At 72.5% G+C, this 13,644-nt stretch carries 13 protein-coding genes and 1 tRNA gene; 6 read left to right on the top strand and 8 right to left on the bottom strand.

Translation table 11 applies throughout. The features are described 5' to 3' along the window. Positions 1-75: 75 nt before the first annotated feature. Positions 76-1,458, bottom strand: coding sequence for an RNA-guided endonuclease TnpB family protein (locus tag AB0469_RS13485; RefSeq protein WP_366451492.1), 1,383 nt, complete (start codon positions 1,456-1,458; stop codon positions 76-78). A gap of 151 nt (positions 1,459-1,609) precedes the next feature. On the opposite strand from AB0469_RS13485, the gene AB0469_RS13490 reads away from it, so the two are divergent. Next, positions 1,610-1,682, top strand: a tRNA-Thr gene (locus tag AB0469_RS13490). Between the two features lie 86 nt (positions 1,683-1,768). Here the strand turns inward: AB0469_RS13490 and AB0469_RS13495 are convergent. Next, a complete protein-coding gene (locus tag AB0469_RS13495; protein WP_366451493.1) occupies positions 1,769-3,148 on the bottom strand; it encodes an FAD-binding oxidoreductase in 1,380 nt (459 codons plus the stop codon). A 185-nt stretch (positions 3,149-3,333) separates the two neighbouring features. On the opposite strand from AB0469_RS13495, the gene AB0469_RS13500 reads away from it, so the two are divergent. Then, a complete protein-coding gene (locus AB0469_RS13500) occupies positions 3,334-4,014 on the top strand; it encodes a pentapeptide repeat-containing protein (RefSeq protein WP_366451494.1) in 681 nt (226 codons plus the stop codon). Between the two features lie 15 nt (positions 4,015-4,029). On the opposite strand, the gene AB0469_RS13505 is transcribed toward AB0469_RS13500, so the two are convergent. From AB0469_RS13505 to AB0469_RS13520, 4 genes are all read right to left on the bottom strand, one after another. Further along, positions 4,030-4,539: a GNAT family N-acetyltransferase gene (locus AB0469_RS13505; RefSeq protein ID WP_366451495.1), complete on the bottom strand. Its 510-nt coding sequence runs from the start codon at positions 4,537-4,539 to the stop codon at positions 4,030-4,032. A gap of 45 nt (positions 4,540-4,584) precedes the next feature. Beyond that, complete coding sequence (locus AB0469_RS13510) at positions 4,585-5,088, bottom strand: hypothetical protein (protein ID WP_042809468.1); 504 nt, start codon at positions 5,086-5,088, stop codon at positions 4,585-4,587. Between the two features lie 142 nt (positions 5,089-5,230). Further along, positions 5,231-5,854 carry a response regulator transcription factor gene (locus AB0469_RS13515; RefSeq protein ID WP_366451496.1) on the bottom strand — a complete coding sequence of 208 codons (624 nt, stop codon included), beginning with the start codon at positions 5,852-5,854 and terminating at the stop codon, positions 5,231-5,233. Then, on the bottom strand, positions 5,851-7,014 hold the full coding sequence (locus AB0469_RS13520) for a sensor histidine kinase (protein WP_366451656.1): 1,164 nt from the start codon (positions 7,012-7,014) through the stop codon (positions 5,851-5,853). Before AB0469_RS13520 ends, AB0469_RS13515 begins: the two co-directional genes overlap by 4 nt. Positions 7,015-7,458: 444 nt before the next feature. Between AB0469_RS13520 and AB0469_RS13525 the strand changes: the two genes are divergently transcribed. Then, positions 7,459-7,983, top strand: a complete 525-nt coding sequence (locus tag AB0469_RS13525) for a heme-binding protein (RefSeq protein WP_366451497.1) — start codon at positions 7,459-7,461, stop codon at positions 7,981-7,983. Between the two features lie 20 nt (positions 7,984-8,003). Continuing rightward, on the top strand, positions 8,004-9,422 hold the full coding sequence (locus AB0469_RS13530) for a M1 family metallopeptidase (RefSeq protein WP_366451498.1): 1,419 nt from the start codon (positions 8,004-8,006) through the stop codon (positions 9,420-9,422). Between the two features lie 112 nt (positions 9,423-9,534). On the opposite strand, the gene AB0469_RS13535 is transcribed toward AB0469_RS13530, so the two are convergent. Next, positions 9,535-10,110: a TerD family protein gene (locus AB0469_RS13535; RefSeq protein ID WP_366451499.1), complete on the bottom strand. Its 576-nt coding sequence runs from the start codon at positions 10,108-10,110 to the stop codon at positions 9,535-9,537. A gap of 237 nt (positions 10,111-10,347) precedes the next feature. Here AB0469_RS13535 and arfB point away from each other — a divergent pair, with 237 nt between their 5' ends. Then, positions 10,348-10,773, top strand: a complete 426-nt coding sequence (gene arfB / locus AB0469_RS13540; protein ID WP_366451500.1) for an alternative ribosome rescue aminoacyl-tRNA hydrolase ArfB — start codon at positions 10,348-10,350, stop codon at positions 10,771-10,773. A gap of 192 nt (positions 10,774-10,965) precedes the next feature. Here the strand turns inward: arfB and AB0469_RS13545 are convergent, their stop codons facing one another. After that, a complete protein-coding gene (locus AB0469_RS13545; RefSeq protein WP_366451501.1) occupies positions 10,966-11,547 on the bottom strand; it encodes a flavin reductase family protein in 582 nt (193 codons plus the stop codon). A 303-nt stretch (positions 11,548-11,850) separates the two neighbouring features. Here AB0469_RS13545 and cdgB point away from each other — a divergent pair, with 303 nt between their 5' ends. Next, positions 11,851-13,587, top strand: a complete 1,737-nt coding sequence (gene cdgB, locus AB0469_RS13550) for a diguanylate cyclase CdgB (protein ID WP_366451503.1) — start codon at positions 11,851-11,853, stop codon at positions 13,585-13,587. The last annotated feature ends 57 nt before the right edge of the window (positions 13,588-13,644 follow it).

Here is a 13,644-nt window from a genome sequence, read left to right on the forward strand (position 1 = left end):
CACCTGGACGGTCTTACACGGGCTCCACAGGCATGGCGGCCGACGGCCCGTCGGTCCGTACTGCACGTCACTCCGCTATGCCGCCGGTACGAGGTCCAGCAGCTCCGAAGCCCTGATCACACTCGGCGGCACCCGCCCGGGCGGCAGCGCCATCGCCACGGCCCAGTACAGCCGCATCCCCTCGTCCCGGAGGTTCACCGCTGCGTTCGTGTCCCGGTCGTGGGCGGCCCCGCACTCCGCGCAGGTCCAGTCGCGGACCGACACGTCGAGCTTCGGCCCCTTGGCGTGGCACGCGGAGCAGCGCCGGGTCGACGGGAAGAACCGGTCCACGACCACCAGGGTCCGCCCGTACCACGCGCACTTGTAGCGGAGCTGACGCAGCAGCTCACCCCAGGCGGCGTCCGTGATCGACCGGTTCAGCGCCGCCTTGCGGCGCCGGTTCCCGCCCTTGGCCGCACGCATGAGGTTGGCGATCGGCAGGTCCTCCACCACGAGCACTTGGTTCTCGCGCACGAGGCGGGTGGTGAACTGGTCCAGCTGATCACGACGGACGTCACCGATCGAGGCGTACAGGCGGGCGATCCGCTCCCGCACCTTCTCCCGGTTCTTCGAACCCTTCTTCTTGCGGTGCAGATCGCGCTGCAGGGACGCGAGCTGCTTCTCGTACTTCGCCAGGAGGCGGGGATGCGGGAGCTTCTCCCCGTCGTCCATGGTCACCAGCGCCGCGAGCCCGAGGTCGAGGCCCGCGGCCTTGGGCTCCCGGCCGCCCGGAAGGAACACCTCGGGAAGCGGGGCCATCACTTCCTCCACCAGGACGGAGAGGAAGAACCGGCCGGCCCGGTCGCGCGTCACGTTCAGCTTCACCGGTAATCGTCCTGCGGGAAGCGGGCGCGACCAGCGGATGTCGAGTGGCGTCGTCTGCTTGGCGAGGGTGACCGAGGCCGTACCCGGTCGCTCCGGGTCCTCGGCCCACCGGAAGCCGGTGCGGACGTAGGTGGCCGAGTCCTTCGAACGGTGTCTGGACTTCCGCTGCGGGTACTTCGCCGATCCCCTGAAGAACCGGGAGAAGGCCGAGTCCAGGTGCCGCAGGGACTGCTGGAGGACCGTGGACGAGGTCTCCTTCAGCCACGCCGTCTCCCGTACGCGTTTCCACCCGGTCAGGGCCCGGCAGGTCTCCGCGAAGCCGAGTGGGACCCGGTGCTCCTCCCAGGCCTTCGCTCGAAGGGCCAGACCCTCGTTGTAGACCCAGCGGCAGGCGCCGAAGGTCTGCGTGAGCTGGGCCGCCTGGACGGCGGTCGGGTAGAAGCGGAAGCGGTAGGCGCGCTGCTGCGTACCGGCTTCCCTGACCAGCCCTTTCAGTGGTGCGACTGCTCGCCCCCGGTGTTTGGTCCGGTCACCCACCCCGAGGAGTTCGCGCTTGATGCGCCGGGCCTCCTCTCCCGATGTCCGGTCTGCCATCTCCCCTCCCGCACTCTGATCTTCAGAACGGCACACCAGTACGTCTAACGAACGTGTGCGTGGGGGGTTACGGGGCTCGGCCAATGTGATGGCTCGGGGATTCTGGGGCTGTGTAGAGTGATGGCGGCTCCACGCGCGATGTGGTTCTTGTGCCGCCTTAGCTCAGTTGGCAGAGCGGTTGCCTTGTAAGCTCCAGGTCGTCGGTTCGATTCCGACAGGCGGCTCCGTCCCAGGTCAGAGGGTATTTGGCCAAGGGGATTCGTACAGAAGTGGAAGGCCCCGGGTGATCACCCGGGGCCTTTTGCGTGCTTCAGCTGCGGCCCGAGATGCGGTTGGCCAGGCGGGCCAGGGGGGTTGTCGTCGGGGTGTGGGTGGTCGTTTCGTGGCGGTCCGCTTCGCGGTAGGCGGCGTACAGGGCGTGGACGCCGAGCCAGCGGAAGGGTTCCGGTTCCCAGCGGCGGACGCGGTGGTGGACCCAGGGGAGGGCGGTCAGGGGGGTGGACTCGCCCAGGACCAGGTCGCGCAGGGTGCGGGCGGCGAGGTTGGCGGTCGCCACGCCCGAGCCGACGTAGCCGCCGGCCCAGCCGAGGCCGGTGGTGGCGTCGAGGGTGACGGTGGCGCACCAGTCGCGGGGGACGCCGAGGACGCCCGACCAGGCGTGGGTGATCTCGGTGCCGGTGAGGACCGGGAAGAAGGAGTGGAGGAGCTCCGTGAGGGCGGTGATCGTGGACTGCTGGGTGCGGCCGTCGTTGTCCGTGCGGGAGCCGAAGCGGTACGGGACCCCGCGGCCGCCGATCGCGATGCGGTCGTCGGCGGTGCGCTGGGCGTACATGTAGGCGTGGGCCATGTCGCCGAGGAGGGGCGCGTCGGTCCAGTTGAGCTGTGCCCAGACCGAGGGCGGGAGGGGGGTGGTGACGATCATCGAGGAGTTCATCGGGAGCCAGGTGCGCCTGTGGCCCTTGAGGGAGGCGGTGAAGCCCTCGGTACAGCGCAGGACGTACGGGGCGCGGACGGTGCCGTAGGGGGTGACGGCGCGGCGGGGGGCGAGTTCGGTGACGGGGGTGGACTCGTGGATGACGACGCCGAGGCGTTCGCAGGCGGTGGCGAGGCCGCGGAGGAGTTTGAGGGGGTGGATGCGGGCGCCGTGCGGGGTCCAGCTGGAGCCGACGGCGTCGGCGATGTCGATGCGGTTGCGGGTCGCGGTGGCGTCGTGGAGCTCGCGGTCGGTCTCGCCGAAGGAGAGTTCGGCGGCGTGGAAGGCCTTGAGGCGGGTGAGCTGGGCGGGGGTGCGGGCGACTTCGAGGACGCCGCCGCGGTGGATGTCGGCGTCGATGCCTTCCTTGGCGGCGGTGTCGATGACTTCGGTGACGGTGTCGTTCATGGCGTGCTGGAGGCGGAGGGCGGCCTCGTGGCCGTGGAGTTCGGCGTAGCGGTCGCGGCCGGCGATGCCGTTGTAGAGCCAGCCGCCGTTGCGGCCGGAGGCGCCGTAGCCGCAGAACTTCTGCTCCAGGACGGTGACGCGCAGGTCGGGGGCGGTGCGCTTGAGGTAGTAGGCGGTCCACAGGCCGGTGTAGCCGCCGCCGACGATGACCACGTCGGCGGTGGCGTCGGTGGTGAGGGGGGCGCGGGGTGGCTGGTGGGCGGTGGTGTCGGTCGCGTACCAGAAGGAGATACCGCCGTTGATCGTCATGGGGGAGTTGGTACCGGGGGCGTGGGAGGGGTGTCCAGGGGCGGGGTGTCGTGTGTCCGGGGTGGGTTGTGGGCTGGTTGTCCGATGCGGGGGAGGGGGGTGGTCGTGGGGTGAGCCTGTGACTTCAAGCGGGGTTGAGGTCGAGGGCGGGGTGGATTGTCGGTGCCGTGGGCCACGATGGGGGCATGGTGCGCAGTGGTCGGAGTGGTGGGCAGGCGGTGAAGGCGGCCCGGCGGGCGGAGGTGCGGCTGCCGGGGCTGGTGGCGTGGGAGGGCGGTGGGCTGGAGCCGGACGGGGATTACGACGGGCTGGAGTTCGCCGACCTGGACCTGGCGGGGCAGGAGGCGGTGGGGGCGCGGTTCATGGACTGTGCGCTGCGGCGGTGCGGGCTGGACGGTGCGGGGCTGGCGAAGGCGCGGGTCCTGGATTCGGTGCTGGAGGGTGTCCGGGGGGTGGGTGTGGACCTGTCGGGGGCCTCTTTGCGGGACGTGGAGGTGGCGGAGGCCCGGCTGGGCGGGGTGCAGTTGCACGGGGCGGTGCTGGAGCGGGTCCTGGTGCGCGGGGGGAAGATCGACTATTTGAACCTGCGGCAGGCGCGGTTGCGGGACGTGGTGTTCGAGGGGTGCGTCCTGGTGGAGCCGGACTTCGGGGGTGCGGTGCTGGAGCGGGTGGAGTTCCGGGACTGTGTGCTGCGGGGGGTGGACGTGGCGGGGGCGCGGCTGACGGACGTGGATCTGCGGGGTGCGGTGGAGCTGGGGGTGGCGCGTGGGGTGGAGTCGCTGTCCGGGGCGGTGATCAGTCCGTCGCAGCTGTTCGACCTGGCTCCGGCGCTGGCGGCGCAGCTGGGGGTGCGGGTGGTGGGGTAGGGGTGGGGCGGCTTCTCAGAGGAGGTCCGTCGCGGGGTTCACCGACCAGTGGTTGGTGGTGAAGAGCCGTCCGGCGAAGGGCACCTGGGTGCGCGCGACGAAGCGGAAGCCGACGGAGCGGCAGATGCCGTTCGAGGCGGCGTTGTCCGTGGCGGGGTAGGCGTGTACGACTCCCCAGCGGTGGGCGTCGCGGGCCTGTTCCAGGAGGGTGCGGACGGCGCGTTTGCCCAGTCCGCGGCCTTGGTGTTCGGGCAGGACCATCCAGCCGATCTCGGAGACGGGTCCGTCGGCGGTGTCGTGGGACCAGAGGGTCACGGTTCCGGCCACCGCGTCGGGGGCGGCCGGGTCGGGGACGATCATTTTGATCCAGGCCAGGTCGGATGCGGCCTGTTCGGCGTCCCGCCGGACCTTGGCCGGCATGTCCTCGGGCGGCTGGGGGCCGCCGAGGCCGGCCATCATGGCCGGGTCGCACCGCATCCGGACGTAGGCGTCGACGTCGTCCGGGGTGACGTTGCGCAGCAGCATGGGTTTCTCCTCGTGGTGCGCGGGCGTCGGTGCGGGGTGGGCGGGTCAGGCGGGGACGCGGGGGAAGCGGGACTGGAGGGTCCAGATGACCGGGTTGTCGGCGAGGCCTTCGTGCATGTCGATGAGGTCGGCGATGAGGTCGTGGAGGAAGTCGCGGGCCTCGCGGCGCAGGAGGCGGTGGCTGAAGGTCAGGGCTTCCTCTTCGGGGGGCATCCAGTCGGCCTCGATGTCGACCCAGCCGAAGCGGCGCTCGAAGAGCATGCGGTCGGCGGATTCGGTGAAGTCGAGTTCGGCGTACTGGCTGTGGGAGGAGCGGCTGCCGCGGGGGTCCTGGTCGAGCTGTTCGACGATGTCGCAGAGGGCCCAGGCGAAGTCGAGTACGGGCACCCATCCCCAGGCTGTGGACACCTCCGTGTCCTTGTCGGTGTCCGCGAGGTAGACGTCGCCGCAGAACAGGTCGTGGCGCAGGGTGTGGACGTCCGCCGAGCGGTAGTCGGTCTGCGGGGGGTCCGGGAAGCGCCGGGAGAGGGAGTAGCCGATGTCGAGCACGTAGCCGATGGTGTCACGGGTCGGTGTGCGGTGGCCGGTCGGGCTGCTTCCGTGCGGGGCGGTGGGTGGCGGGCGGGGGGTTGCGGGTGGCGGGTGTGCGGGGTGCGGGGTGCGGGGTGGTGCGGGCCTGCGGCCGGTGGGGTCAGGACGGCAGGAGGCGTTGTTCTTTGGCCACGGCTACGGCGCCGGCGCGGGTGTCGACGCCGAGCTTGTCGTAGATGCGGCCGAGGTGGGTCTTGACGGTGGCCTCGCTGATGAAGAGCGCGCGGGCGATGTCGCGGTTGCCGAGGCCGCGGGCGAGCTGGCCGAGGATGTCCAGTTCGCGGTCGGTGAGGGTGGGGCGCGTGCCGCGCATGCGGGCCATGACGCGGCTGGCGACCGGTGCGGAGAGGGTGGTGCGGCCCGCGGCGGCCGAGTGGATGGCGGCGAAGAGTTCCTCGGGGCGTTCCGCCTTGAGGAGGTAGCCGGTGGCGCCCGCGCCGATGGCCCGGGTGATGTCCGCGTCCGTGTCGTAGGTGGTCAGGACGAGGACGTGCGGGGGGCGGGGGAGGGCGGTGATGCGGCGGGTGGCTTCCACGCCGTCGATTCCCTGGCCGAGCTGGAGGTCCATGAGGACCACGTCGGGGTGGAGCTTGGCGGCGAGGGCGACCGCTTCCTCGCCGCTGCCGGCTTCTCCGAGGACCTCGATGTCCGGTTCGCTGCCGAGCAGGGCGAGCAGTCCGGCGCGGACGACGACGTGGTCGTCGCAGAGGAGGATCGTCGTCATCCTGTGGTCTCCAGGGGGATCGAGGCGGAGAGGACGGTTCCCTCGCCCGGGGTGGATTCGATGGTCAGGGTTCCGCCGAGCTGGCGCACGCGGGCGCGCATCGCCGGGAGGCCGTGGCCGCGGTCGGCGGGGGCGGGGGTGGCGGGGGCCGCGGCGGTGAAGCCCGTGCCGTCGTCGGCGATGTCCAGCACGACCTGGTCGCCGAGGAAGCTGAGGGTGAGGGCGGCGGTGCGGGCGCCGGAGTGTTCGCGGATGTTGGCGAGGGCTCCCTGGGCGATGCGCAGCAGGGCGGACTCGGCGCGGTCGGGGAGCGGGGCGGGGGTGCCCTCCAGGTGGAAGCGGACTTCGATGTCCGGGCCGGCGTCCAGGGCGCGCAGGGCGTCGGCGAGGCCGGCGCAGTTCTCCAGCTCGGGCGGGGCCAGGTCGTGGACCAGGCGGCGGGCCTCGGCGAGGCCGCGGGCGGCGATGCCGTTGGCGGTGCGGACGTGGGCGCGGGCGGTGGCGGGGTCGGTGTCCCAGGTGCGGTCGGCGGCCTGGAGGAGCATCTGCTGGCTGGAGAGGTGCTGGGCGAGGGTGTCGTGGATCTCCATGGACAGGCGCTGGCGCTCGGCCAGGGTGCCTTCGCGGCGTTCGGTGGCGGCGAGTTCCCGGCGGGTACGGATCAGGTCGTCGATGAGTGCGCGCTGGGCCCGGGCCTGGCGTTCCATGTGGATGAAGACGGCCGTGGCGAGGGCGGCGACGGCGGGCGGGGCGAGGAGGAGGTTGGGGTCGAAGGCGGTGGAGAGCTTGAGCTGGGCGGCGACGACGAAGACGGTGAGGACGGTGACGAGGGCCACCGCCGCGCGTGGGGGGAGGGTGCGCAGGGCGGTGAAGAACAGGGGGACGGCGCACCAGGCGAAGCTCGGTGCGAGGACGACGAGGATCACCCACGTGGCGACGACGAGGCCGAGCCAGAGCCGCCGGCGGAGGGTGGGGGTGCGGGGGGCGGCGTGCTCGGGGGGCGCGTCGGCGGTGGTTCCTCCGACGGCGGGGCCGAGGACGTAGAGCAGGGCCAGGGTGATGCTGAGGGCGATGACCCAGGGGGTGCGGGGTTCGCCGGGGTGGCGGAGGAGGAAGCGGGCCACGGAGGCGCCGAGGAGGAGGAAGAACGCCGTGTGCATGACGGTGGCCAGGGCGCGGGTGTCGGCTTTCCGCGGGGGGTGGCTCACGGCGGGGCTCCTGGGGGGTGGGGACGGTTCCATTGTGGCTCTGCCCCGGCCGGGCGGTTCGGGAGCGGGGGCGCTGTCCTGGCCGGGCGCGGGCGGGGCCGGGGTGGCCGGAGGGCCGGTCCGGTCCGGCCCGGTCCGGCCTCGCCGAGGTGTGGGGTGCCGGGGGTCTGCCTCCGGGACGCGTTCGGCGGACGGGCGGTCTGCGGTGGACGCGGGGTCCGGGGCGTGGAGCCCCAGGGGCTCAGGAAAGCGGGCCGTCGGCCCCGCCGCATCGGCCGATCGGATGACCCCCGGGTCAACCGGTGCGGTCGCCGGGCCGAGCCGGTACGGGGACGGGTGGGGGAGGGGACGGCGGTGATGGTGGGAGGGAGCCAGTCGAGACCACCAGGAGCAGAGATGAACACCCGTACCCGCGTCCTCACCGGTACCGCCCTCGCCGTCGTCCTCGGCGCCGGGACCTTCGGGGCCGTCAGCGCGAGCGCCACCCCTGCCAAGAAGGACGAGGCGAAGAACGACTTCACCACCTCGACCCACCTGACCGTCGACGCCGCCACCCGCGCCGCCCAGGCCGCGCTCCGGGCCGCCGAGAAGGAGAACCAGAAGGTCACCGTCGCGGTGGTGGACCGCAACGGCAACACCATCGTCACGCTGCGCGGCGACGGCGCCGGCCCGCAGTCCTACGAGTCGGCGCAGCGCAAGGCGTACACCGCCGTGTCCTGGAACGCCCCGACCTCGGTGCTCGCCGGCCGGCTCGCGCAGACCCCGAACCTGAAGGACATTCCCGGCACCCTGTTCCTCGCGGGCGCCGCCCCGGTCCAGGCCGGCGGTGCTCCGGTCGCCGGTATCGGTGTGGCGGGTGCGCCCAGCGGTGACCTGGACGAGAAGTTCGCCAAGGCCGGTGTCGAGGCCCTGGGCAAGTAGTCCGTTTTAGGATCGGGCGTGTGGAACACCGCACGCTCACCCGTCTCGCCGCCCCCGCCCTCGCCGTCCTGGTCGCCCTGTCCTCGGGGTGTACGGGTGCGACGGTGCAGGGGCGGCCGGGCGCGTCCGGGCTGCGGGACCCGTACTTCCCGCGGGCGGGGAACGGGGGCTACCAGGCCGACCACTACGCGCTGGACCTGGAGTACGACCCGGCCGGCGGGGAGCTGCACGGGACGGCCGTGATCACCGCGCGGGCCGAGCAGGGGCTCAGCTCGTTCAACCTCGATCTCAGCGGGCTGAAGGTCGAGGGGGTGGAGGTGCAGGGCGCGGGCGCGCGGTTCAACCGGACCGGCAACGAGCTGACCGTGCGGCCGGCCAAGGACCTGCGCAAGGGCGAGGTCTTCCGCACGAGGGTGGACTACAGCGGGCGGCCCAAGGCGCTGGTCGATCCGGACGGGTCGAAGGAGGGCTGGATCACCGCCGGGGGCGGTGACGCGGTCGCCGTCGGCGAGCCGGTGGGGTCGATGGGCTGGTTCCCCGGCAACCACCATCCCAGTGACAAGGCCGCGTACGACATCACGGTGACCGTTCCCCGGGGGTACGAGGCGGTGTCCAACGGGGAGTTGCGGTCCCGGCGGGACGTGGGCGGGGACCGGACCGCGTTCGCGTGGCGCAGCGCGGAGCCGATGGCGAGCTATCTGGCGACCGTGGCCGTGGGGAAGTTCGAGGTGACCACGGGGAAGACCCCTTCCGGGGTGTCCGTGTACCAGGCCGTGGCGTCCTCCGAGAAGGAGGCGGCCCGCGGTGCGCTGGCGCGGGTGCCGGAGATGGTGGAGTGGGGGAGCACGGTCTTCGGGCCCTATCCGTTCGGGACGGCCGGTTCGATCGTGATGCCGGCGGGGACCTTGGGGTACGCGCTGGAGACGCAGACCAAGCCCGTCTACTCGGGTGCGCCCGATGAGGAACTGGTGCTGCACGAGCTGGCCCACCAGTGGTTCGGGGACTCGGTGTCGCCGAAGTCCTGGAAGGACATGTGGCTGAACGAGGGGTTCGCCACGTACGCGGAGTGGCTGTGGGCGGAGTCCCACGGGGGCGTCTCCGCGCAGCGGCGGTTCGAGGCCTTCCTGGCCGGTGACACCTCGGTCGACGCGCAGGCCGGGAACGACTGGGCGGCCTTCCCGCCGGCATCGCCGCCGGGCGCCGGGCACATCTCCGACGACCCGGTCTACTACCGGGGGGCGATGGTGCTGCACCGGATCCGGCAGGAGGTGGGGGACGCGAAGTTCTTCGACCTGCTGCGCGGCTGGGCCGGCGACCACCGGTACGGGAACGCGAGCACGGCCGACTTCACGGCGTACGCGGAGCGGCGCACGGGCGTCGACCTGAAGAGGGTGTGGGACGTGTGGCTGTACGGGGAGGGGCGTCCGAAGGCGCCCTAGGGCACGGCCGGCCACGGGAGGAGGGGCCGCAGGAGCACCCGTCGAACGGTGGCGGAGCCGGGCGGGGCCCCTTCCCCGGGACGTGGGGAAGGGGGCTCCGTCGCGGGCCGGGTCAGACGTTGACGCCGAAGTCCTGGGCGATGCCGGTGAGGCCGGAGGCGTAGCCCTGGCCGACCGCGCGGAACTTCCACTCGGTGCCGTTGCGGTAGAGCTCGCCGAAGACCATGGCGGTCTCGGTGGCGGCGTCCTCGGAGAGGTCGTAGCGGGCGATCTCGGCGCCGCCGGCCTGGTTGACGACGCGGATGTACGCGTTGCGGACCTGGCCGAAGTTCTGGCTGCGGGAGTCGGCGTCGTAGATGGAGACCGGGAAGACGATCTTGTCCACGCTGGCGGGCAGGCCGGCGAGGTTGACCTTGATGGACTCGTCGTCGCCGGAGCCCTCGCCGGTGCGGTTGTCGCCGGTGTGGACGATGGTCTGGTCCAGGGTGGACTTGTTGTTGAAGAAGACGAAGTGGCCGTCGGAGACGACCTTGCCCGTCGCGTCGACCGCGATGGCGGAGGCGTCGAGGTCGAAGTCGACACCGGTCGTCGTACGGACGTCCCAGCCGAGGCCGACCGTGACGGCGCTGAGGCCGGGGGCCTCCTTCGAGAGCGAGATGTTGCCGCCCTTGGACAGGCTTACTGCCATGTGACTGGTGTCCTTCCTCGTCATTCCGGGTGCGTGAGCCCGATGTGGGGTCAAGCTACCGCTGCCCTTCATAACGCGGGGAGGGGGCGCGGAGGTTCCAGGGGGGTTTCCGGGGGACTTTCCGAAGGGGGCGCCGCGGGTGTTCCCGAGGGTGTTCGCGAGGGGTGTCGCCGGGGGTGTGCCCGGGGGCGGTAAATGGGGGTGACGGGGGCCGGGGCGGGAGCGGATCATAGGTCCATGCCTGGTCCCTATGTCATCCGCGGTGCGGTCGTGCTCCCCGAGGCGGAGCTCGCCTGGCGGTTCTCGCGTTCCTCCGGGCCGGGCGGACAGCACGTCAACACCTCGGACTCGCGGGTGGAGCTGCTGTTCGACGTCGCCGCGACGAAGGCGCTGCCGGCGGTGTGGAAGGAGCGTGCGCTGGAGCGGCTCGCCTCCCGCCTGGTGGACGGGGTGCTGACGGTACGGGCGTCCGAGCACCGGTCGCAGTACCGCAACCGGGAGATGGCGCTGGTCCGGATGGCCGCGGTGCTGGCGGAGGCGACGGCGGCCCCGCCGAAGGCCCGGCGACCGACGAAGATCCCGCGGGGGATCAACGAGCGGCGGCTGCGGGAGAAGAAGGCGCGGGGCGAGACGAAGCGCGGGCGCACCTCGCGGGACTGGTAGCTCCCCCGGCCACCGCGGCCCCGGCCCGTAGCCCAGACCCCGGCCCGCTGCCCCGACCCCGGCCCGCTGCCCCGACCCGGCCCGTAGCCCCGACCCGGCCCGTAGCCCCGACCCGGCCCGTAGCCCCGACCCGGCCCGCTGCCCCGGCCCCGGCCCGCTGGTCCCGGCGAGGCCCGGGCCGTCGACGACGGGCTACGGCTGCAGGTGGCGGTAGCGGCCGCGGAAGTACGTCAGGGGCGGGGCGTCCGGCGACGGGAGGCCGGTCGCCAGGACGTGGCCGACGACCAGGGTGTGGTCGCCCGCCGGGATCCGGGAGCGGGTGCGGCACTCCAGGGTGGCCAGGGCCCCCGAGAGCAGCGGGGCCCCCGAGACGGCGCCCCGCTCGTGGGGGAGGTCCGCGAAGAGGAGCCGGTCGCTGATCCGGCCCTTCATGGAGAACCGGCTCGCCACCTGGAGCTGGCTGTCCGCGAGCAGGGACACCGCCCACAGCGGCTGCTCCGCGAGCAGGTCGTCCATCCGGGACCCCTCGCGCACGCTCACCAGGACCAGCGGCGGGTCCAGGGACACCGACATGAACGCGGTGGCCGTCATGCCGACGTCCTCGCCGCGCGGCCCGTCGGCGGTCAGGGGCGGCTCGTGGGCGGTGATCAGGCACACGCCCGCCGCCATCCGGGACATGGCGGCGCGGAACTCGTCGTTGCTCACCCCTTCAGGATGGGGGGAGACGGGGGACGGAGGGGCGTAGGGCTGGGGTGCGGGGGTCGTCTTCGGCACGTACCGCACGCTAGTACGGTCGCCCTGTGGCTCACATCGGGCGCTGGTCCGAGCCGCGTCCCCGCCGCAGGGACTAGGCCCGGGCGTATCGTTTGCGCATGGGAAGGCGGGGGAGGGCCCCTCGTCCTCAACGGGCCCGTACCGCAGCAGTATTCATCTCATGTGACTTGAGTCACAGAGGGCAAGATTTGTTGACCCTGTGTACCTGCCGCACAGCTCACTGTGATTCAGTGGACGGGACACCGCAACGAAACGCCGATGACAAACCTGGAGTTGCTGTCGAGGTCTCGGGGAGAGCGAGCAATGGAGACCGAGTCGGAGCCGTACGTCCGTCTTGCGACCCTGCGGCAGCTGCACCAGGTGGTGGCCGAGCTCAATACGGCCCGGAGCCTGGCGGACACCCTGCAGACCGTCGTGGACGGCATCGTGCGCGGCCTCGGCTACGAGCTCGCCTGCGTCAACCTCGTACGCCCTGACGGCGATCTCGTCGTCGCCGCCTTCGCCGGAGACCCCGCCGCGGAGGCCCTCATCACCGGCCGCGTCGGCTCCCGCGCCGCCTGGGAGCGCCGCCTGACCATGGGCGAGGAGTGGGACGGCCTGCGCTTCATCCCGCACACCGAGGGCTGGGTGCTGCTGGAGGACGACGTGCCCCAGTGGCATACGGACGGACCCGATCCGCGCTTCGAGGACGAGTGGCACCCCGAGGACCGGCTCTACGCCCCGATGTATGCGACGGGCGGGGAACTCCTGGGTGTCATCTCGGTGGACAGGCCGCGCAACGGCCGGCGCCCCGGCGCGTGGGGCCGCGAGGCGCTCCAGATGTACGCCTTCCAGGCGGCCATTGCGATCAGCAACGCGCGCCTGCGCGCGAACATGCAGCGGGCCCTCGTGCGGCTGGAGCGCGAGCAGCAGGCGCTGCGGGCCAGTGAGGAGTCGTTCCGGCAGGCCTTCGAGTACGCGCCGAGCGGCATGGCCATCGCCGAGATGGGCGGCGACCAGCACGGCCGGCTGCTGAGGACCAACGACGCCCTCTGCCGCCTGCTCGGGCGGCCCGCGTCCGTGCTGCGGCGGTACTCGTTCTCCGACCTCGTCCACCCCGAGGACATCGGGACGCTGCTGCGCACCTCCGCCGAGGGGGGCCGGGCCGAACTGCGGCTGGGGCGGCGCGACGGCACGTACGTCTGGGTGAGCCTGCGCAACTCCGTCGTCGCGGACGCCGCCGACGGGCCGAGGTTCCTCCTCACGCACGTCGAGGACATCGAGGAGCGCAAGCGGCACGAGCTCCAGCTCGCGCACCGCGCCAGCCACGACTCCCTCACCGGCCTGCCCAACAGCGCCGAGCTGCGCGCCCGGCTCGGCGCGCGGCTGTGCCGGCGCCCCCAGTCGGTGCGGGCCGGCGCGGTCGAGGCGCTGGACGCGGCCTTCGAGGGCCGCGCGGAGGGCGCCGTCGCCGGTGCCGGCGAGCACGGGTACGACGGCTTCCCCGCCGTGGGCGCGGGCGGCGCGCCGACGGCCGCCGAAGGGTTCGACTTCCCCGCCGACTTCCCCGCCGACTTCCCCGCCGGCTTCCCCGGGCAGCCCGAGGGCCCCTACGACCACCACGTGCACACGGTGGCGCCCGCCTCGGACGTCGACGACGGGACCAAGGGGCTCGCCGTGCTCTTCTGCGACCTCGACGGCTTCAAGTCGATCAACGACCGGTTCGGGCACCACACCGGCGACGCCGTCCTCATCGAGGTGGCCCGGCGGCTGACCACGGGCGTCCGGGACGGCGACACGGTCGCCCGGCTCGGCGGTGACGAGTTCGTCGTCCTCGCCGACGGCCTCGGCGCCGCCGACGCCGCCGATCTCGCCGTGCGGCTGCGCAACGCGATCATCCCGCCCATCCGGGTGGACGGCCGGGCCGTGCGCGTCGGCGCGAGTTTCGGCATCGGCTGGGCCAGCTGCGGGATGTCCGCCGACGAGGTGCTGCGCTCCGCCGACCAGCGCATGTACATCGAGAAGAGGTCCCGCTCCAAGGCGCACCGCCGGGCCGGTTGACCGGATCGGCCACCCGTGGGCGCACGTGTTCGGGGTAGGCTCCCGTGGGTCGAAAGG

Source organism: Streptomyces sp. NPDC093801, from assembly GCF_040701585.1.
In the GTDB taxonomy this organism is placed as follows: domain Bacteria; phylum Actinomycetota; class Actinomycetes; order Streptomycetales; family Streptomycetaceae; genus Streptomyces.